This is a genomic window from Aquabacterium sp. (assembly GCF_016234775.1).
Lineage (GTDB): Bacteria > Pseudomonadota > Gammaproteobacteria > Burkholderiales > Burkholderiaceae_C > Aquabacterium.
In genome coordinates, this window is record NZ_JACRAH010000031.1 from 143,656 (window position 1) to 164,583 (window position 20,928).

Genomic DNA, 20,928 nt, shown 5'->3' on the forward strand with positions numbered 1-20,928 from the left:
GACAAGCCTCATGCTAGGCAAACCCACCCCATACGACAATTGCCCATCAATGCATACATGCCATACATTTATGCATGACTTCAGCACATGTGGACTGGAACCTCTATCACTCCTTCCTGGCGGTGATGCAGGAAGGCAGCCTGTCTGCTGCGGCACGGGCGCTGGGCATGACGCAACCCAGCGTGGGCCGGCACATCGCGGCGCTGGAGACGGCCTTGAACGCGCCCCTTTTCACGCGAGGGCCGGACGGCGTCAAGCCTACCGCCACCGCACTGGAGATGCAGGCCTCGGCCCAGGCCATGGCGTCGGCGGCGCAACACGCCATGCGCGTGGCCTCCGGCAGCGAGCACGACGAACGCGGCACGGTACGCATCACGGCCAGCCAGATGATGGGCGGCGAAGTGCTGCCAGAGATCCTCGCGCGCTACCAGGCCCAACACCCGCTGCTTACGATCGAGCTGGTGCTCAACAACAAGATGGACGACCTGCTCAAACGCGAGGCCGACATCGCCGTGCGCATGGAGCGCCCGACCCAGCAAGCCCTGATTGCCAAACGAATGGGCCGAGTGGACATCGGGCTGTACGCCCATCAGCGCTATGTGCAGGCCAGGGGGCTGCCCCGCACGCTGGCCGAACTGGCGCAGCACGCCATGATCGGCCCCGATCAGGACACCTTCACAACCCGGCTGGGTGCGCAACACGGCATCCCCATCTCTCGTGAAATGTTCAGCTTCCGTTGCGACAACGATCTGGCCTTGCTGGCGGCCTTGCGTGCCGGCCTTGGCATCGGCGGCAGCCAGATCGGCGTCGCCAGGCGTGATCCTGCCTTGCAACCCGTGCTGCCAGACCAGCTGACCTTCAGCCTGGACATGTGGTTGCTGACCCACGGGGACCTGCGAGGTAACAAGCGGGTCATGGCCTTGTACCGATACCTGACGCAGGAACTGAGTGCCTATGCGCTGTCCAGCCAGCGCACCGACTGATCGTGTCATCACAGACCGGTATAAGCTTGGCCTCCAGGCCAGAACATAAACCACACCTTCTCATCCAGGAGTCAAGATTGAGCCACCGCCCCCTCACCGCTGAAGAAGCCCGCGTTCTGGCCGTGCTGGTTGAAAAGCAGCACACCGTGCCAGACAGCTACCCCCTGTCGCTCAATGCCCTGACCCTGGGTTGCAACCAGAAGACCGCGCGCGATCCGGTGATGCAGTTGAGCGAAGCCGATGTGTTGCAGGCTGTCAATGGCCTCAAGGAGCTGAGCCTGGTCAACGAGGTAAGTGGCAGCCGCGTAGTGCGCTTTGATCACAATGCCGCGCGAGGCCTGGGCGTGCCCAGCCAATCGGTTGCCTTGCTGACGATGCTGTTGTTGCGCGGGCCCCAGACCTCGGCGGAGTTGCGCCTGCATACCGAGCGCCTGCACCGCTTTGCCGACATTTCATCGGTCGAGGGCTTTCTGGAAGAGCTGGCAGAGCGCGAGCCCAAACGGGTGGTGAAACTGCCTCGCGCCCCCGGCGCGCGCGAAAACCGCTGGGCGCACCTGCTGTGTGGTGAGGTGCAGATCCCGGAGGCCGCGGCTTACGCGCCAGCCTCAACCCGAGCGGCCGCCCATGACGAAGAGTTGGCCGCCATCAGGGACGAACAAGCCCGCATGGCTGCCGAGTTGAGTGAACTGCGGGCGCTGGTGCTGCGCATGGCGACTGAACTGGGCGTGGACCCAAAGGGCTGAGGCTGTGCGTTGACTTGGCGCTCAAGCGCTCCACAGCAGGCCGAGCGCCGTCAGAACAGGTGTCAGCAGATTGACCACCACATTCATGCCCATATAGGGCAACAGCGCGGGCGTGTCGTCAGCATGGCGCGCCGCGCCTCGCACCACGTTCAGCGCCACCGGCAAGGTGAGCAAGCCCAACAAGGCACCTTGCGGCACCCCCATCCAGATCACGGTGCAAACCAAGGCCACGTACGCCAGACCATATTGAGCGAGCAGCACAGGCCAGCAACGCGACTTGCCCAGCCACATCGGCAAGGTGACGCGCCCTACCCGCCTGTCAGCGTCCACGTCAGGATACTGATTGAGCAGCAGGAGGTTGTTGACCAGGCCAAACGGCAGCAAGGCCATCACCACCATCTCGGCACCCCACCGGCCCTGCAGCACGGCAGCTGTGCCCAGCATCATCAAGGGCCCGAAACCCAGTCCAGGCGCCATGAGGCACAACCAGGGGTGACGGGTCACCCAGGGCGTGTAGGCCACCACCAGCAGCAGCCCCGCCAGGCCCACGGGCATCAAGGCGGGCAACACGACCAGATCACGCCACAGAAAATACAGGCCGGTGAGCGCGGTCCAGCCCAGCGCCACCAGGCCCATCGCCAATGCACCTGAGGCCAGTTCCGGCCTGGCGGGCAGCACACCACTGCCACCACTGAACGGCGTGCGCTGGGTCTGCATGTCCAGCCCGGACTTGAAGTCCATGTACTCGTTGAGTGCGTTGACGCTGACATGCGCCGCCAGGCCACCCAGCACCGCCAGCAGCGCATCCGGCCATGCCAGCGTGGCGCCGCTTGAACGGGCCAGCCACCAGCACACCGCCACGCCCAGGGCCATGCAGGCCGGCGTCAACAACAGAAATGGCACACGTACCGGGCCCCACCAGGGCTGCTTGTCAGCCATGTGCGCGCCTCAAGCCTTGTCGTCGCTGCCCACTTCCCACAGCTTCTTCCAGCCCTCGTGCCCCAGCTTGCGCAGCGTGGCGATGTTGGCTTCGTAGATGTCTTCGGGATCGGGGATGGCGGCCACGGCCTGCTCCAGGCTGCTTTCGCGGATCAGGTGCAGGGTCGGATAAGGCGAGCGGTTGCTGTAGTTGTCGATGTCATCCGGATCGGTGCCATCGAACTGGTAATCCGGGTGGAAGCTGGCCACCTGGATGATGCCTTCCAGGTCCAGCTCCTCGACAGCCGCATCCACCACGTCCAGGAAATCATTGAAATCCATGAAGTCCGTCAGGACCGCAGGATGGACCAGCAAGGTGGTGTCGATCTCTTCGGGATCGGCATCGCGCAGGATGCTCAACTCGGCGATGAGGTCTTCCAGCAAGGCCTCAGGCGTGCTGGCCTCCGACACGCGGTAGCGAATCTGGTTCTTCACGTGCACCGCCTTGGCGAAGGGGCACAAATTCAGCCCGATGACCGCACGGGTCAACCAGGTCTGGGTGTCAGCGATGATGGTGTCGTGATCGAGGCTCATGGCTGTATTGTCCCCTGTCAAGGCGTCTGGCTGAATGATGGCGTGGTTCAATACGTCATCCAGGGCAGTAGTGCACACACGCTGCCGCCGCAAGCATACCCCCAACCGTACCAGAAATCAGCCCGCGGAACGCCCCATGAGCCAACCCGTCAGCCTGCATCACCTCGTCCGGCAGTTTGCGCATCCCGGCCGGCTCGATGCCATCTACCTGCGCCCCGCCCGGCGTGAGCCCGTGACCCAGGTTCAGCAGGTCGAAGCCCTGGTCGATCGCGGCCTGGCTGGCGACAGAGCTGCGGCCAAAACACCCTGGCGCGTGGGTGGCAACAAGCGTCAGGTCACCCTGATCCAGGCGGAGCACATGCCCGTGGTGGCAGCCTTCACGCAAAAAGACCATGTTGACCCGGCCTGGCTGCGGCGCAACCTGGTGGTGTCAGGCCTGAACCTGCTGGCCACCCGCGCCATGTTCAAGGACGAGCCGATGATCGTGCGGATCGGCGCGCACGTCATGCTGGAGATCACGGGCCCTTGCGAGCCCTGCTCGCGCATGGAAGAGATCCTCGGCCCCGGCGGCTACAACGCCATGCGCGGGCACGGTGGCGTCAATGCCCGTGTGCTGGCAGGCGGCCACATTCAGGTGGGTGACGCCATCACCTGCAGCCTGCCGCTGGCGCTCTGAGCCGCATGGCGGGCCGCGTACACTGACCTGAGTTTGATCGCCCCTACGCAGTACCTGATATGAGCTGGCACGGCCATTTGAATCTGGACTATCGCCTTGATGGCGAACGCACCATCGCGCTGGACCGCCACGACGGCCCCTTGCGCGTCCTGCAACGGCTGTATCCCGAGGGGGATCGTGTGTGCCACCATGTGCTGGTCCACCCACCGGGCGGGTTGGTCGGTGGCGACGTGCTGGACATCGCCATGAACCTGCAGTCAGGCAGCCATGCCCTGATCACCACGCCAGGCGCCACGCGTTTCTACAAAAGCACGGGCGCCGAAGCGGTACAGACCCTGACTGCCCGGGTGGCGCCCGGCGCGCGGCTGGAATGGCTCCCGCTGGAGACGCTGGCCTATCGCTCCTGCCTCGCCACCAACCGCATGCGCTTCGAGCTGGCACCCGGCGCCGAGATGATGGGCTGGGACGTGCTCGCCTTGGGACTGCCCGCCGCCTCTGAAGCCTTTGACGATGCGGCCCATGGGCAAGGCCGCTTCACGCAGGAAATCGAGCTGCCTGGTGTCTGGCTGGAAAAGGGCACGGTGCACGCCGACGATGCACGCCTGCTGGACAGCCCGCTGGGTTGGGCAGGCCACCGTGTCATGGCCACCATGTGGCTGGCCAGTGGCGCGCCGTTGTCACGCGAACGGCGTGAGGCCTTGCTGGACAGCGCACGGGCCATTCAGGGCAACAGCCCGCTGGCCGCTACCGCTGGCAGCACCAGCCCGCATGAACAGGTTGTTATCCTGCGTGTGCTGGCAGACCGCGTGGAGCCCGCCATGAACCTGTTGACGCAAGTGTGGGCGCAATGGCGGCAGACGGCCTGGGATCTGGCGCCCTGCCCGCCGCGCGTCTGGCGAACCTGATCAGTGTGCTGCAGGCGCCTTGTCAGGGTGCCAGTCGATGCACTGCACCTGATTGCGCCCGGCTTCCTTGGCCGCGTACAAGCCTTGGTCGGCGCGTTCGATCAACAACAGCGCATTGTTGGCGTTGCCCTTGCCGAGCTGCGCCACGCCAAAGCTGGACGTAATGCGCAGATTGGGCACGGCATCCACAGCCGGGCCGGCTTCCTTTTCCAGGGTCTCGCGGATGCGATCGGCCAAGGCGGCGGCGCCGGCCTCGTCCAGCCCCGGCATGAAGGCGCAGAACTCCTCGCCACCATACCGACACAGCACGTCCTGTGGCCGCATCGCCGCCTTGAGTATCTTCGCCACCTGCTGGATGACCAGGTCACCCACCGAGTGCCCATAGGTGTCGTTGAAGGACTTGAACTTGTCGATGTCCGTCATGAAACAGGTCAGCGGCTCGCCGGTCTTCAAGGCATGGACCAGCATCGGCTCTGCCCGGCTGAAGAAGGCACGGCGGTTGAAACAGCCCGTCATGGGATCGCAGTTGGCCAACAACTGCAGTTCTTCGTTCTGTTTCTGGATCTTGTCGCGTGAGGCTTCCAGCTCGGTCATGGCGTCTTGCAGGCGGCGGTTCACCAGGTCGATTTCGGTGATGTCGTCCAGCGTGACCAGGCAACCGCGCGCATTGCCCGCCGCATCACGCACAGCGGCGCAATTGAGCAGCGCACGACGGTGCTCGCCATCCTTTTCAGTCAGGTCCACCGGCACGCCCAGGATGGGCTCGGATGTGGTCAATGCCCGCTCCCATGGCGGCAGGGCATCCTGATCCGTCAAGCCTTTGACCAGCCAGTCCAGTTGATCGATCGAGCGCCCCAGCAACACGCCACCCGCCTGAGGATGGAAGCCCCGGAAGGCCGAATTGGCCATCAGGATCTGGCCGTCGATGTCCAGCACCAGCAAGCCCTCTGTCAGCGTGTCGAAGGCCACTCTCACGCGCTCGGGAATGGCCTTGGAGGGATCGAGATGCTGCAGCACGCGCCTCAAGTAGAGGTAGAACGCCACGAAGCATGCCGAGCCAAGCGTCAGCACGAGTTGCACGGTCGGGCTTTTCAACCAGCCCCAGACGTTGGCGGGCCAGGGAGACTGAAAGCCGACTTCCAGCTGGCCCCATCGCGCAGGCCCCGCATTCAGCGGTACGACCACGGCATTGAGTGTCGAAGCACCCAATGGAGGTGCCACCCAGGTCTTGTCATGATGCGATGTGGCTGCATAGATCACACCTGATTCACGCCTGACGGCCAGAGACTGGATGTCGGAAGACTGCTCCACCGTCTCGACCAGCGCGGCCTGAAGTTTGACCGCACTCTGCTCTTCGTTGAGCAATCGTCGTACTTGCACAGCCAGGTGCACGGCAATTTGCTCGCGCAGATCCATGGTCATGGCGCGTTGATCCGGCAAGACCTTGATGAGCAGATCCAGCACCATCAGCAAGCCGATCAGCAATGAAACCAGGCCGGCGGTGATGCGCACCGTCGGGCTCATGGCCCAACGCCGACGCCACCGTGGCGTAACGGTGTTCGCTTCAGTCATACATCTGAGGCGCCACGCACATGATCACCCGACTCAGCGAGCGCTGGCCAGACGCAAAGTTGACACCGGCATGACAGCAGCACCAGATGTGCCGCGCGAGCCTTGTCCTGCGACAGCCGCAACGATGGGGGCCGCCGAGGACTGCGGAATCCCGAGGTTCGGCACTTGTATCGACATGGCCATGGTGGCCACGGCCCCCGCGCGAGGCTTCCAGCTCAGCGCCTGCGCAGGGATTTCGAAGGGCCCCTCTACCCACTTTCTACCCGGTGTCGTTTTGCCCAACTCGGCCATCGCAAACTTCAAAGTCGAAGACACGAAGCGCGCGGGTTGAACTGGCAGGCTCTGAGCGGCAGGTGTGATCGGCAGCGCCGGCGCTGACCGCACGGGTGCAGACACCGTCATCACGGGATGCGCAGCATCAATCCTCGAACGCCACTGTGGTGCACGTTGAAAGGTCGCAGGTGCGACCTGTCCCGCAGCAGCTGGTGCTGGCGCGGCACCACCTGATGCATTGCCTTGCACCGTGGCCGCAGCCCCATCCGCAGCGCCAAATGCAATGCGACAGCGCACGCCAGAGGGCACCCGATTGCCAGGATTGGGCAGCGTCAGGCGCACCCTGAAACTATTGGAGGCCGGATCGATCACCCGATCCACCAGGGTCACCTTTGCCGTCAGCAAGGGATAGTCCGGCAGGTCGGTCTTGACCGTCGCCGACTGCCCTGACGAAATGCGACCAAACTGCACGGCTGGCACGATGGCTTCGATGCGCAGCGGATCGATGCGAGCCACGCGAACCACGGGCTCGCGCTCGATGCGTTCCCCCTCGGTCCGAAAGCGCTCGACCACCAGTCCAGCAAACGGGCTACGTACCTCTCGCTGACTTAGTTGGGCATTGGAGAGATGAAACTCACGTTGGGCGACACGCTGCACCTCGCGCGCCTGTGCCACGCGCTGTTCGGCCACACGGGCTTCAGCCTCTGCCTGATCCAGTGCTTGATCAGATACAAAATCTCGGCGAACCAGGTCTCTCACCCGCTCCAGCTTGCGTTGGGCCAACTCGTGCGCGGCCTGTGCCTGCAGCGCCTCGGCCTCGGCCTTGGACTTGGCTTCGGCGATCGACAGCGAAGCCCTTTCCACTTGCGCAGACAACCTGGCCAGCACCTGGCCCGCCGTGACCACGTCACCACGCTCGACCGTGACGTGCTCAATCACGCCGGTGGATTGGCTCCCCACGTCGGCAACGCGATCCGGTTCGATCAGACAGCCAAGCAATTCAGCATGGCTGCAACCCCACCAGGCCATGCTGGTAGCGGCTATCACGCTCAAAGCTTTCTTGTTCACTTGACGCTCCTACTTCACACAAAGGGCGAAACAGGTCGCCTCTCGTGCATGTCATCAGGATGATCCGCGTCTAGCGCCTCGCGTAATCCGTGAAAAAAGCACCCCTCTCAGGTCCAGTCTTCGCGCCCTGCCATGGCCAACTGCCGCGCCATCTGAATATCACTTTGCAACATCGCCCAGCGGCGACGACTGCCACGGTGCCGCGCAGCCTCCTGGGTCCGGTCACATATCCAGCGAGCGAACGACGCGCCCCCGAACCCGGCTCGGGCCCAGATGACGGCCCAACGCAGCCATCCACCGCAGGCCAACTCACGCCAACAAGCGTCGTCCCAACTCAGCACCGTTTCGCAACTTCCAGGCATGCCCTGGCGAGCGCAGCGCCCCATCAACTGCCGGTCAGTCCGACGAGAGCGATTCAGGTTGGTATTGATCACGTGCAGGCCACCGTTGGCCATGGCGTCATCGCTCAGGTGGACATCAGTACCGCGACCAGCCATGTGTGTCGCCACGGTGATGCAGGCGGCCTGCCCTGCGCCGGCAATCACGGCTTGCTCTGCCTCGCCTCGCGCTTCATCCTGCCGCGCATTGAGAATCTGGTGCACGAGGCCAGCTGCAGCCAGGGCGAGAGACACGGCCTCCGAATCAGCCACCGTGTCCGTGCCAATCAGAACGGGCCGTCCCTTGGCCGCCTCCTGTTGGGCATGACTCACCACTGTTTGCCACTTCTGCGTGACTGAACTGAGTACCACCGTACCCCGATCATCCCGGCGAGAAGGCGTGCGCAAGGGCGCCTTGCACGTTGGAAGTCCATAGACACGCAATAGCTCTGCGCGATCCTCCTGAAGAGTGCCACTCAAACCCGCCAGCCTGAGATAGCGGGGAAAGAAGGCCTGATAGCTTGTCTGCGTCAAGGTCTCGTTTTCAGGTTGAGGGCGCACGCCCTCCTTGATGGCGATCATCTGGTGCAAGCCACGTGACCAGGCCCGCCCAACCGCCAGACGGCCGGTGGTGTCATCGATGATGTGAATGGCATCGTCGCGTACCAGGTAGTGCACGTCTTTCTGGAAGGCGTGCAGGGCCTGCAAGGCGCAACTTACCTGTTCATGCCGATAGCGACGCCACCGCCATGCACCTTGCAGCTTCTCGCTCAGCTGGACGAGGCGCAACTGCCCGGCATCCGTGAGTCGAACCTGCAAGGCGTCGCCGCGTACAAAGTCCTGATCCTGCTTGAGCTGGCGGGCCAGGTACAGCGCCAGGCGATATCGCTGATCGGCGGCCTTCAGGTCTGCGGCACGGGCCAGAATCAAGGGCGTACAGGCCTCATCGATCAGGATACTGTCTGCCTCATCGACCACGGCCATACACAGGCCACGCAACACGATGGAAGCCGCATCACCTACCGTACGGGCAGACCTGTCTCGGAGGTGATCAAAGGCCACCTCCTTGGCTGTGACATGCACCACATCGGCCTGATAGGCCTGCTTGCGCTCGTGAGCAAGACTGGCCGAGGTCACAAATGCCACACGCAAGCCCAGCGCCGCATAGACGGGCTCCAGTTGTTGGGCATCGCGCCGTGCCAGGTAGTCATTGGCCGTCAGGACATGCACAGGTATGCCTGCCAGGGCCCCTGTTGCCGCAGTCAGCAGCACCGTCAAGGTTTTGCCCTCGCCGGTAGCCATTTCCACCAGCCGTTGCCCCAGCATCCACCAGGCTGCCAGCAATTGGACATCGTGCAACTGAAAACCCAGGCACCCTTTGACCACGTCTGCAATCAAGCCATAACTGGAAGCACTCAAGGCCGGTGTGAAGCCCTCGCTGCCCAATCGGCGACGCAGAGATTGCAACTGCTGTTGCCGCTGGACCTCGTTCAGACCATGCCAGAAGGCCTGCGCTTGTCGCACGTCGCGCAGAAAGACAGCATTGCTGCGCGACGTGGGCTGGGGTGGTGCGCGCCACCACGCCCTCAGCCAAGCCATCCCGGGCCCACTGGCACGCAAACTCGCCGCCTTAAGTGGATAGTCACCGTGAACCGAGCCTGGCCTTGGCACCTGCCCGCCCCCCAGTGTCATCCGTTCGGACCACACAACGCCGTCAGCGTGGCGAGGCTGGACACTCATGCCATGCCCCGTACGTCCGAGAAGTGTTTGAGGAACAGTTGTCTCAAGCGGTACAGGAAAGTCTGCAGCGCCGGTCTGGGCTCCAGTTCCAGCTTGACTCTGGCCAGGCCGCCTGCCCGTGGCACGCGCTCCTGGAGCACGACATCCAGCGCAAACATGGGTTCACTCGGTTTCATGCCGTCTGGGTCCTGGGCGTCCGCAGCGATGGGCCCCCCCTGCTTGTTGCTCAGCGCGGCCGAAGGCAGCTTGTCGACGGCTGCAGGTGTATTGCCATTGGGGCTTGCGGGCATCGGCACGCCAGGTCGCTCCGCCAGAACAACCGATGCTCTCTTGAGGCGGCTGCGCACATCGTCGATATCGCGTTGCGATACGAGCATGCGCACCACCGTGGGCACATCGGCCATCACATACGCCAGCAACTGCCCTCGACTGACCTGGCGTTGATTGAGGTCTTCTTCCCGAGACAACACAAACTCACCGCCTCGAACTGCTCGCAACACCTGCTTGGACAGATCCTCATCAATTTGCGCCAAGCGCGCGTTATCGCGCTGAAGCGCCTGCTGCGCATTGCTCACCTTCAAAGGCTCCACCCCGAATGCAGCATTCAACTCCGCACGGCCACCTTCGATCTGAGCCAGCACCACGGTTCGTTCCGTCAGCAAGGCCGGATCACGCAATCGAATCAGGGCCTGTCCCGCTTCAACCCGTTGCCCGCTGCGAGCCAGAACGGCTTCCACTTCTGCATCAGTTGTCGCGCGCACCTGGGCATCTGGCGGCAGCCAGACCACGCCATCGGCCACGATGGACGACGGTACTGGCACCAACGCGAGCAGCAGCACCACACCCGACAGGGCTGCACCACCACTCCACAAGAACCGGGTTCTCACGGACTCGAACCCTGGCGCCGACAGCACACTCTCCGCCCAGTTGCGACATGGCTGCAGTACCAGACTCCATATCATCCAGGCCAGAATGGCCATGCCGATCCAGGACGATTTATCAGAAGCCCAGCTCACCATGATGGCGCTGACGCTCAGCCTGTATACCCAGGACAAGGGCGAGTACAGACGCAAAAGCCAGCGTTCGATGGGGTCGGCTTCCACGACGCCAGGCAAGTCGTCGGGCATGCGCAGCACCTTGGCAACGACACGCTGCCACATGCGCTCGTTGACCTTCGCGCTGCGCTGGGCGAGATTGGGCAGATCCAGTGCATCGCAGGCCACAAAGTAGCCGTCGAACTTCATCAAGGGATTGCCATTGAACAGCAAGGTGGACAGACCACCCAGCGTCATCAAGGTGAAGAGCAGTTCACGGAATACGCCATCTTCCACCAGCAACCAGCAAACCAGCCCGATGCAGGCCAGGAAAGCCTCCACCATGATGCCGGCACCTGCAACCAAAGCACGTTGAGACCGACTCGTCAGCTTGTTGGAGGCCGACGCATCCACATACGGCATGGGCACAAACAAGAAAAAGTTCACACCCACTTCCGGCACTTCGCATCCGAATCGCCGCAGCATCAACGCATGCCCCAACTCGTGCACGGCCTTCATCAGTGGGTACATGACCCAGACCATGCCCAGAAAACGCGGCGTCATGAAATGTGTGTGGCCGTAGTCGCGCAAGGCCGACCAGTTGAACCAGGCTGCAATGAGCCCTGACACCACCATGGCCAGCCAGACCATGAGCACGCGCGAGGAGAAGAGCCACTTGACCTGCGGATAAACCCGCTCCAGCAAGGCAGAAGGGTTGAACAACCCCAGGCGGAAAGACAGTGGATTGAGCCGGGCCTGGCGCTCCTTGCGCAGCCTTGCTTCACCCATGTCCATCATCTGACGCACATCCGGCGTCACCTCAGCCTGCACCAGCCCGGCATCTGTCAACTGCCCCAGAATACGGATCACATCGTTCTGCGTCGGAGCCAGATCACCTTGCTGCTCCAGCAAGGCTTGCCAGATCTCATCGACGGTCTGACGGCCGTCCAGGCGCCCCACCAGCTCGAACGCCTGCGCGTTGACGCGGTGATACCGGCCTGTGGCCTGGTTGTGCAGCACGTACCAGGCTTGACCACGTGTTTGCTGCATGCGCACGCTGACGTGGTGGCGCAAGCGCGGATGCAGTTGCGCGATGCGATACCAGTAGGGGGACAGCAAGACGTCCTGCATGGGCCGCCTCGATCAGAGCAGGGTCCAGGCCTGCATGCGAAGCCATTGCCAGGTGCGATCCGCCATGCGCCAAAGCAGCGGTCTGGGCGGCATGTCGATGCGTGCCACGCCTTGCAAGCCTGGTCGCAAGCCTTTCGCGCCAGCGCCTGCACCAGTGGGGATGGCCTCGATCTCGTAGCGCACGCCATTGGGTGTCGACTTCGCTACAGGCGTCACGCGGTTGAGCATCAGGCCAATCGTCTGATCCGGCATGGCCGCCAGCCGCAATCGCGCCATCTGCCCTTTGTTCAGGCCGGCGATATCGGTCTCGTCAACCTCGATCACAACCCGCCAGTCCAACCCAGGCGCGAGTGTCAGGAGGTTGTCGCCGCGCTTGAGCGGTGCGCCCAGTTGCTGTCGCAGATCACCTGCAATGACCACGCCGTCAAATGGAGACGCGATTTTCAAACGCGTAATCTGTTGTTCGATCAAGGCCATTTGCGCCCTGGCCTCACTCACCTTCGACTGAGCGATCACAGCATGAGCACGGTCCCCACGGGCAAAGGCCTCTGCAAAGGCGTTTTCATGTTGATTCACTTCGGCCAATCGGGCGCGGCGGGCATTCTGCAAATCATCGTCGGCCATCTCGGCCAGCACCTGCCCGGCCTTCACCACATCACCGGCCTGCACATGCACCTCGCGCAAAAACCCATCCTGAGGTGCACTCATGACACGCTGCACAGCCCCCTCCAGCCGGGCCGACGCCGTGACTTGATAAGGAAGCGGCAAACCAATGCCAAATGACATGACCCCGAAAAAGGCAAGCACCGACCAACGAAGCGCGCGCTCCCGCGGATCGGCCAGCCGAAGGCGCAAGGACTCGACCCACCCGCGACCGCGCTCGTACCAGGGCTGCTCCAACCGGTAGCGCAGGCTCAAGGCCGGAGACATCAGGCCAGCCAAGCGTGCGAGCCAGCGAAGATCCTCATCGCTGAAGCCCTTGTTCGCTTGCAGCTGCTCGAAGGACATCGGACGCAAGGGGTCAACCTGGTTAGTGCGCTCCAGGGTCAGTGCGCCTAGTACTACACCGTCCTGTGCCAGGGGCACCGTGGTCACGCCGGACAAGCCCTGGACCCGACACAAAGTCTGGTGCGCCATCGAAATGGCCTTGGATTGATCGTGGCTAGACGCCAAGGCCAAGGGCCAACTCAACATTTGCTGCTGATGCGCTGCTTCCAGCATGGCCTGATGCAATTCCGGCAAGGCCACCCCTTCATCCAGCAGCACGCCGTCAGACAGCACGCGCAAGCGCAAGGACTGCCCGCTCACCCAACCCAGCGCCACCCGGTGGCACTTCAATTGCTGATTCAACAGTGTCACGAAGGCGGCCGCCCCGGCGGTCCAGTCCTTTTCGGCGAGAAATGCCTGCAAACACGCCACCGCGTGCGTCTCTGATGGCGCGTCGGGCACAACAGCCTTTGCCGGGCTTGGCGTGCCAGCAGGGGGCACCACGGGCGCGGCCGGCTTGGCCTCTGCCTCTTTGGGGCGGGACGTGACAACAGTGCTCAACGCGGCTTTCCTGGTTCACACACATGGGGGTGTCGGGGTTTTTTGACCCGGCTTGCCCCTATGATCCGAAAATCTCAAGCAGCCGATGCCTTGAAAAACGGAGAAAGTTCACACCTTGACGATCATTCAGGTGGGTTCTTGAAGGCTGCCAACACGATTCAGGAGTTTTTCATGAAGGTTTTGCTGATCGACGATCACCCGCTGATCCTGGCAGCCCTGCAGTCCGTCATCCAGGGCCTGGGTGACAACGTGTCGGTGTCCGCAGCGGACAGCGGTCGGGTCGCACGTGAAACGTTGCGCCAGGATCCCAGCTACGACCTGGTCCTGCTGGACCTGCATCTGGGTGACGAAGACGGCTTTGACCTCCTGGGCGAACTGCGCAGCAAATACCCCGCCCTGCCCGTCGTGGTGATTTCAGCCTCCGACCGCACCAGCGACGTCATCCGAGCCATCGACATGGGTGCCATGGGCTTTGTGCCCAAGCGGGCGACCAACGAAACCTTGTTTGACGCCCTGCAACAGGTCATGTCCGGTGGTGTGTATGTGCCGCCGATGAGCATGGGCGCCGACAACATGACCCAGCTCAGCAGTTCGCCGCATATCCAGCAGGTTCAACGTGAAGCCACTGTGTCGTCCTTCCAGACCGTTCCGTCTCTGGTGCAACTGGGGCTGACACCACGCCAGTCCGACGTGCTCAATCTGCTGCTCAAGGGACAGCCCAACAAGCTGATTGCGCGTGAACTGGGCCTGTCCGTCGAAACCGTGAAAGACCACGTTGCCGCGGTGCTGCGCGCCCTGGGTGTCAGCTCTCGCACCCAGGCCGTGATTGCAGTGAGTCAGATCCTGCAAAAACAAGGCGGCAGCGTCGTGGCACCAGCCAGCGCAGCCGGCGCCTGGCGCCCCCGCTGATCTGCCCAACGCACAGACACCTAGCCACCATGAGCGTGCTCCCCTTGGGCAGTCATGCCATCACAGCCTCGCCCGCCGCCGATACGGAGGCCTATCCCACCCTGCCCCAACCATCGGATGCAGCGCTGACGCAGGACACCACCCGGCTGGTATACCGCCAGACGAGTGCAGCCCTGATGGCCCACTTCCTGGGCATGGTCGTGTTCGTCGCGGTGTACTGGAACCACGCGCCCCACACCTTCCTCGGCGCGTGGGCACTGGCCTTTGCCTTGATCTGGACCGTCCGCTTCGTCGGCCTGCTCAGCTACGACCGCGCCGTGCTGCAAGGCCAGGCCGACAACGAGCTCTGGCTCAAGCGCTGGAACATCGGCATGTTCCTGGGCGTCGTGCTCTGGAGCGCGGCATCCATGCTGTTCTATCCGTATGGCGGCCCGCTGGAGCGCACGGCGATGATCCTGACGATCTATTCGCTGGCGCTGGGTGCCGTCCCCAACATGGCCTCGCAACCACGGCTCTTCATGCTGTGCATGGGGGTGTACTTCCTGCCCATGATCGTTCGCACCGCCTTGCAAAACAACCAGGGCGAGGTCCAGATTGCGGGCATCCTCTGCCTGGTGCTGCTGTGTGCGCTGGCGCTGGGGCGAGGTTTCCGCAACGTGTTTGGCGAGATGGTCAGCCTGAGGGTGCACACCCAGAATCTGGCCCATCAACTCAAGGGTGAAATGGCCGCGGCTGAAGCGGCACAGCGTCAGGCCGAATTGGCCAATCGCGCCAAGACCCAGTTCTTTGCTGCGGCCAGCCATGATCTGCGCCAACCGCTGCATGCCATGGGCCTGTTTGCCGAGGCCCTGCGCCAGCGCAGCAAAGACACCGAAGTCGCCCACCTGGTCAACAGCATCAACAGCTCGGTGGACGCGCTCGAAGGCCTGTTCAGTGAGCTGCTGGACATCACCAAGATCGACACTGGCGGCGTCGACAACCAGCCCGAGCACTTCTGCATGGGCGACATGTTCAACCGCATCCGCCTCACTTTCGAGCCCAACGCCTTCGAAAAGGGCCTGATGCTGAATTTCCGGGGCGACCAGCACCACGTCTATGCTGATCCGCTCATCGTCGAGCGCATCCTGCGCAACCTGGTCTCCAACGCCATCCGCTACACCGAAGACGGCGGCGTGCTGGTGACCTGCCGCCGACGTGGCGAGCAACTGTGCCTGCAGATCTGGGACACCGGCATCGGTATCACCGAGAAGGAACAAGGCCGCATCTTCGAGGAGTTCTACCAGACGCAGAGCAACCGCCCCCTGGAGCCGCATCACCGCAAGGGCCTGGGCCTGGGCCTGGCCATCGTCAAGCGACTGGCCGACCTGATGGAAGCGCCACTGACCCTGCGCTCACGCGTGGGTCATGGCACGGTGTTCACGCTGATGCTGCCCGTGGGCCGCGCGCCGCGCCTTCAACCGGCTGCAGCCCCCAGCAAGGCCACGCTCGGCGTGACGCTGGATCGCCGCCACATCGTCGTGGTGGAAGACGAAATCGCGGTGATGGAAGGCCTGGAGGTCTTGCTCAAGGGCTGGGGCGCCACCGTCAGCGCATTCGACACGGTCGAAGCCATGACAGACTGGGCCAGCAAGGTGGACTCGCCACCCGATCTGCTGATCGTGGACTACCGCCTGCCCGAGCAGCAAACCGGTATCGACGCCATCAAGGCCATGCGCGCCAGGTTCGGCCCGAATCTGCCTGCCATCATGGTCACCGGCAGCACGATGACCGGCCACGAGGAAGAAGCACGCAAATACAACTTCCACCTGCTGATCAAACCGGTGGTGGCCAACAAGCTGCGCGCCATGATCGCCTTCAAGCTCAGCACGCGCTGAGCCTCGCGTGTGGGCTCAGCGGGTTCGCACACGCGAGGGGCTCAGCCCTTGCAGATCTCCGCGCGTGCAGCCTCGTACTCGGCCTTCAGGCGCGACACGAGTTCCGCCGTCGGCACGATCTGCTTGATCGCGCCAATGCCCTGGCCGCAACCCCAGATGTCCTTCCAGACCTTGGCGTCGCCGCCGTCCTTGCTGCCAAAGCTCATCTGGCTGGGGTCGCCGTTGCCCAAGGTATCGGGATCCAGGCCTGCATTCACGATGGAGGGGCGCAGGTAGTTGCCGTGCACACCGGTGAACTTGCTGGAGTAGATGATGTCGGCGCTGTTGCTGTCCACGATCATCTGCTTGTAGGCGTCCACGGCACGGGCCTCTTCGGTGGCAATGAAGGCCGAACCGATATAGGCAAAGTCAGCCCCCATGGCTCGGGCCGCCAGGATCGAACGGCCGTGCGCGATGGAGCCAGACAGCGCCACTGGGCCGGTGAACCACTCACGGATCTCCTGGATGAGCGCGAAGGGGCTCGTCGTGCCCGCATGGCCACCTGCACCGGTCGCCACGGCGATCAGGCCATCAGCGCCCTTCTCCACGGCCTTGTTGGCGAACTTGTTGTTGATGACGTCATGCAGTACCACGCCACCCCAGCCGTGCACGGCCTGGTTGACGTCTTCACGCGCACCCAGCGAGGTGATCACGACGGGCACCTTGTACTTGGCGCACATCTCCATGTCGTGGTCCAGGCGGTCATTGCTCTTGTGCACGATCTGGTTGATCGCAAAAGGCGCAGCTGGCTTGTCCGGGTTGGCCGCGTTGTAGGCCGCCAGCGTTTCCGTGATCTCGGCCAGCCATTCATCCAACTGGGCTGCGGGGCGGGCGTTCAATGCAGGCATCGAGCCCACCACGCCGGCCTTGCACTGGGCAATGACCAGCTTGGGCGTGCTGATGATGAACATCGGCGAAGCGATGACGGGAAAGGGAACGCGCTTGAGTACGTCGGGCAATGCCATGTCTTTGTCTCCTCGTTATCAATGAAAAAAGGACGCCTTCATCGGCGTGAACCGATTGGGGCGTCCTTGTATGGGCCGATCAATCCTGAACTACCAGGCTTGATGTCAGCTCACTGCGGGTCGATCAGAAAGCGTCCAGCGACAAAGCCGTCACGCTTTCACCACCGTTGAGGATGGTGTCGCGCAGCGAAGCCACACGCGCCAGGATGTGGTCGCCGTAGAAACGGGCGGTCGCGATCTTGGCTTCCATGAAGGGCGCGTCGTTGCCGGCGGCCAGGTTGTCTTCAGCGGCGATCAGCGAACGGCCCATCTGCCAGCCGGCCACCAGGTTGGCGGTCAGCATCAGGTAGGGCACCGAGCCGGCGAACACGTCGTTGGGCTTGGTCTTGACGTTGGCCACGACGAAGTCCACCACTTGCAGGAAGGACTCGCGGGCAGCCTTCAGCTGGGTTGCCAGCTTCTTGGCAGCGGCGCTGTCGCGGGCAGCCAGTTGGCCTTCGGTGTCGGCAATCATGGCTGCCACGGCCTTGGCCATGGCACCACCGTCACGCGAGGTCTTGCGGCCAACCAGGTCATTGGCCTGGATGGCGGTCGTGCCTTCGTAGATCGGCAGGATGCGCGAGTCACGGTAGTACTGGGCAGCGCCGGTTTCTTCGATGAAGCCCATGCCGCCGTGCACTTGCACGCCCAGCGAGGTCACTTCCACGGAGTTTTCAGTGCTGAAGCCCTTGATCAGCGGCACCAGGAACTCATAGAAAGCCTGAGCCTGCTTGGCCGTGGCTGCATCGGGGTGATGATGAGCCGTGTCGTAAGCCGAAGCACCAACCAGGGCCATGGCACGTGCGCCTTCCGTCAGGGCACGCATGGTCATCAGCATGCGCTTGACATCAGGGTGATGAATGATGGCGGCAGAGCCAGGCTGAGAACCGTCCACAGGGCGGGACTGAACGCGGTCCTTGGCATAGGCCACGGCGTGTTGGTAAGCACGCTCGGACACGCCGATACCTTGCACACCCACATCGTAGCGCGCAGCGTTCATCATGATGAACATGTACTCGAGGCCACGGTTTTCTTCGCCCACGATGTAGCCGATGGCGCCTTCGCCCACGTCACCCTTGTTGTCGCCATAGACGAGCACGGCAGTAGGCGACGCCTTGATGCCCAGCTTTTCTTCGATGGAGGCGCAGAACACGTCGTTGCGCTTGCCCAGCGAGCCGTCAGCGTTGACCATGAACTTGGGCACGACGAACAGCGAGATGCCCTTCACGCCTTCAGGCGCGTCAGGGGTACGGGCCAGCACCAGGTGGACGATGTTCTCGACCATGTCGTGCTCACCGTAGGTGATGAAGATCTTCTGGCCCCAGATGCGGTAGGTGCCATCGTCTTGCTTGACGGCCTTGGAGCGCACCAGTGCCAGGTCCGAACCAGCTTGAGGTTCGGTCAGGTTCATGGTGCCGGTCCACTGGCCGGAGATCATGTTGGGGATGTAGCGGGTCTTGAGCTCGTCGCTGCCGGCGGTCAGCAGGGCTTCAATGGCGCCACCGGTCAGGATGGAGCACAGCGAGAAACTCAGGTTGGCAGCGGTGGTCTGCTCGATGCAGGCGGCGCCAATGGTCTTGGGCAGGCCTTGGCCTCCGTACTCAACGGGCTGCTGCAGGCCTTGCCAGCCTGCTTCGGCCAGAGCGTTGTAGGCTTCCTTGAAGCCGGCCGAGGCGCGTACCACGCCGTTGTCCCACGAACCGTGGTCCTGGTCACCGCTCCAGTTCAGGGGAGCCACCACGCCTTCGTTGAACTTGGCCGACTCTTCCAGCACGGCTTGGGCGGTTTCAAAACCTGCATCTTCAAAGCCGGGGATCTGGGCAATCTTGTCCAGACCAGCGAGTTCTTTCATGCAGAAGAGTTGGTCCTTGACTGGGGCGCGGAAAGTCATCTTTTTTTCTCCGATAAACGACAAAGGGGGCGTCTCGCAAGACGCCCCCAGAGGGCAAATTCAAGCAGACAGCAGCCTGTCATGAATTATCCCTTATATGCAGCAATGTTTGCATTCCCCTCGGCGATTCAGTGACCACCGTGGATTCGGCTTTGCCGGTCCACGGGTGGTGCCCCTCGTGGGGGCGCACAAAGCGCGTAGGGGGTAGGCGCTTACAGCGCCTTCACCAGTTCCGGGACGGCAGTGAACAGGTCAGCTTCCAGACCGAAGTCGGCCACCTGGAAGATCGGTGCTTCTGGATCCTTGTTGATGGCCACGATGACCTTCGAATCCTTCATACCGGCCAAGTGCTGGATGGCGCCAGAGATACCGCAAGCGATGTACAACTGGGGCGCCACGATCTTGCCGGTCTGACCGACTTGCAGGTCGTTGGGAGCGTAGCCAGCGTCCACGGCAGCGCGGGAAGCACCCAGGCCAGCGTTGAGCTTGTCAGCCAGAGGCGACATGACTTCGTTGAACTTGTCAGCAGAGCCCAGCGCACGGCCACCAGACACGATGATCTTGGCAGCAGTCAGTTCAGGACGAGCCGACTTGGTCACTTCACGACCCACGAAGGTCGAAGAGCCCGAATCAGCCACGGCAGCCACGGTTTCCACGGCAGCGGAACCACCGGTGGTGGCAGCAGCGTCGAAAGCGGTACCACGAACGGTCAGCACCTTCACCGAGTCAGCCGATTGCACGGTGGCAATGGCGTTACCGGCGTAGATGGGGCGCTCGAACGTGTCAGCCGACACGATCTTGGTGATTTCCGAAACCTGAGCCACGTCCAGCTTGGCGGCCACGCGAGGCGACACGTTCTTGCCAGCAGCGGTAGCAGGGAACAGCAGGTGGCTGTAGGCAGAAGCCACGGCCAGCACTTGAGCGGCCACGTTTTCAGCCAGGCCGTCAGCGAACTGGGCGCCGTCAGCGTGCAGGACCTTGGAAACACCAGCGATTTGAGCAGCGGCAGCAGCAGCGGCACCAGCATTGGAGCCAACCACCAGCACATGCACGTCGCCACCCAGCGCCTTGGCTGCCGTCACCACGTTCAGGGTGGCGGACTTGATGCTGTTGTTGTCGTGTTCAGCAATAACGAGAGCGGTCATGGGTTATCTCCTCAGATCACTTTGGCGACGTTCTTCAGCTTGTCGACCAGAGCGGCCACGTCGGCCACCTTGATACCAGCGGAACGCTTGGCCGGTTCGGCCACGCTCAGGGTCTTGATACGGGGGGCCACGTCCACACCCAGGTCAGCCGGCTTCACGGTTTCCAGGGGCTTCTTCTTGGCCTTCATGATGTTGGGCAGCGTGACGTAGCGGGGCTCGTTCAGACGAAGGTCGGTCGTCACCACGGCGGGCAGCGACAGCTTGACCGTTTCCAGGCCGCCGTCCACTTCACGGGTCACCGACACCTTGCCGTCAGCCACTTCCACCTTGGAGGCGAAAGTACCTTGGGGCAGGTTGGCCAGCGCAGCCAGCATCTGGCCGGTCTGGTTGCTGTCGTCATCGATGGCTTGCTTGCCCAGGATGATCAGATCAGGCTTTTCCTTGTCGACCAGCGCCTTGAGCACCTTGGCCACGGCCAGAGGCTGCACGTCAGCGTCGGTTTCA

At 62.9% G+C, this 20,928-nt stretch carries 17 protein-coding genes; 6 read left to right on the forward strand and 11 right to left on the reverse strand.

Annotated features, from left to right (window positions below; translation table 11 throughout):
* Positions 1–74 precede the first annotated feature (74 nt).
* Both HY836_RS09335 and HY836_RS09340 read left to right on the forward strand, forming a co-directional pair.
* The gene (locus HY836_RS09335) at positions 75–983 is read left to right on the forward strand and encodes a LysR family transcriptional regulator (protein WP_290675726.1); all 909 of its coding nucleotides are present in this window, start codon (positions 75–77) and stop codon (positions 981–983) included.
* Positions 984–1,060: 77 nt separating this feature from the next.
* Positions 1,061–1,726 (forward strand): YceH family protein, encoded by a 666-nt coding sequence (locus HY836_RS09340; protein ID WP_290675728.1) that lies wholly within the window; start codon positions 1,061–1,063, stop codon positions 1,724–1,726.
* Positions 1,727–1,747: 21 nt separating this feature from the next.
* Here the strand turns inward: HY836_RS09340 and HY836_RS09345 are convergent, their stop codons facing one another.
* Positions 1,748–2,665, reverse strand: coding sequence for a prenyltransferase (locus HY836_RS09345; RefSeq protein ID WP_290675730.1), 918 nt, complete (start codon positions 2,663–2,665; stop codon positions 1,748–1,750).
* Between the two features lie 9 nt (positions 2,666–2,674).
* Positions 2,675–3,238, reverse strand: coding sequence for a DUF1415 domain-containing protein (locus tag HY836_RS09350; RefSeq protein ID WP_290675732.1), 564 nt, complete (start codon positions 3,236–3,238; stop codon positions 2,675–2,677).
* Positions 3,239–3,374: 136 nt separating this feature from the next.
* On the opposite strand from HY836_RS09350, the gene HY836_RS09355 reads away from it, so the two are divergent.
* Positions 3,375–3,914: an MOSC domain-containing protein gene (locus HY836_RS09355; protein ID WP_290675734.1), complete on the forward strand. Its 540-nt coding sequence runs from the start codon at positions 3,375–3,377 to the stop codon at positions 3,912–3,914.
* A gap of 59 nt (positions 3,915–3,973) precedes the next feature.
* Positions 3,974–4,819: an urease accessory protein UreD gene (locus tag HY836_RS09360; protein WP_290675736.1), complete on the forward strand. Its 846-nt coding sequence runs from the start codon at positions 3,974–3,976 to the stop codon at positions 4,817–4,819.
* Here the strand turns inward: HY836_RS09360 and HY836_RS09365 are convergent, their stop codons facing one another.
* The 5 genes from HY836_RS09365 to HY836_RS09385 all read right to left on the reverse strand — a co-directional run bounded on the left by HY836_RS09365 (position 4,820) and on the right by HY836_RS09385 (position 13,562).
* Positions 4,820–6,343 carry a diguanylate cyclase gene (locus HY836_RS09365; RefSeq protein WP_290675738.1) on the reverse strand — a complete coding sequence of 508 codons (1,524 nt, stop codon included), beginning with the start codon at positions 6,341–6,343 and terminating at the stop codon, positions 4,820–4,822.
* Between the two features lie 81 nt (positions 6,344–6,424).
* Positions 6,425–7,732: an efflux RND transporter periplasmic adaptor subunit gene (locus HY836_RS09370; RefSeq protein WP_290675740.1), complete on the reverse strand. Its 1,308-nt coding sequence runs from the start codon at positions 7,730–7,732 to the stop codon at positions 6,425–6,427.
* Positions 7,733–7,839: 107 nt separating this feature from the next.
* The gene (locus tag HY836_RS09375) at positions 7,840–9,708 is read right to left on the reverse strand and encodes a DEAD/DEAH box helicase (RefSeq protein ID WP_290675742.1); all 1,869 of its coding nucleotides are present in this window, start codon (positions 9,706–9,708) and stop codon (positions 7,840–7,842) included.
* 137 nt (positions 9,709–9,845) lie between these two features.
* Positions 9,846–12,014: a PqqD family peptide modification chaperone gene (locus tag HY836_RS09380; RefSeq protein ID WP_290675744.1), complete on the reverse strand. Its 2,169-nt coding sequence runs from the start codon at positions 12,012–12,014 to the stop codon at positions 9,846–9,848.
* A 12-nt stretch (positions 12,015–12,026) separates the two neighbouring features.
* On the reverse strand, positions 12,027–13,562 hold the full coding sequence (locus HY836_RS09385; RefSeq protein ID WP_290675746.1) for an HlyD family efflux transporter periplasmic adaptor subunit: 1,536 nt from the start codon (positions 13,560–13,562) through the stop codon (positions 12,027–12,029).
* A 171-nt stretch (positions 13,563–13,733) separates the two neighbouring features.
* On the opposite strand from HY836_RS09385, the gene HY836_RS09390 reads away from it, so the two are divergent.
* On the forward strand, positions 13,734–14,471 hold the full coding sequence (locus HY836_RS09390; RefSeq protein WP_290675748.1) for a response regulator transcription factor: 738 nt from the start codon (positions 13,734–13,736) through the stop codon (positions 14,469–14,471).
* Positions 14,472–14,500: 29 nt separating this feature from the next.
* Complete coding sequence (locus HY836_RS09395) at positions 14,501–16,345, forward strand: hybrid sensor histidine kinase/response regulator (RefSeq protein WP_290675750.1); 1,845 nt, start codon at positions 14,501–14,503, stop codon at positions 16,343–16,345.
* Between the two features lie 41 nt (positions 16,346–16,386).
* Here HY836_RS09395 and HY836_RS09400 read toward each other — a convergent pair whose 3' ends face one another.
* The 4 genes from HY836_RS09400 to HY836_RS09415 form a co-directional block, all read right to left on the reverse strand.
* Entirely contained in the window at positions 16,387–17,349 is a 963-nt protein-coding gene (locus HY836_RS09400) for a nitronate monooxygenase family protein (protein WP_290675752.1), read from the reverse strand.
* A 124-nt stretch (positions 17,350–17,473) separates the two neighbouring features.
* Positions 17,474–19,279, reverse strand: coding sequence for an acyl-CoA dehydrogenase (locus HY836_RS09405; protein WP_290675754.1), 1,806 nt, complete (start codon positions 19,277–19,279; stop codon positions 17,474–17,476).
* A gap of 212 nt (positions 19,280–19,491) precedes the next feature.
* Positions 19,492–20,424: an FAD-binding protein gene (locus HY836_RS09410; protein ID WP_290675756.1), complete on the reverse strand. Its 933-nt coding sequence runs from the start codon at positions 20,422–20,424 to the stop codon at positions 19,492–19,494.
* 11 nt (positions 20,425–20,435) lie between these two features.
* The coding region (locus HY836_RS09415; RefSeq protein ID WP_290675758.1) for an electron transfer flavoprotein subunit beta/FixA family protein at positions 20,436–20,928 on the reverse strand (493 nt) is incomplete at its 5' end.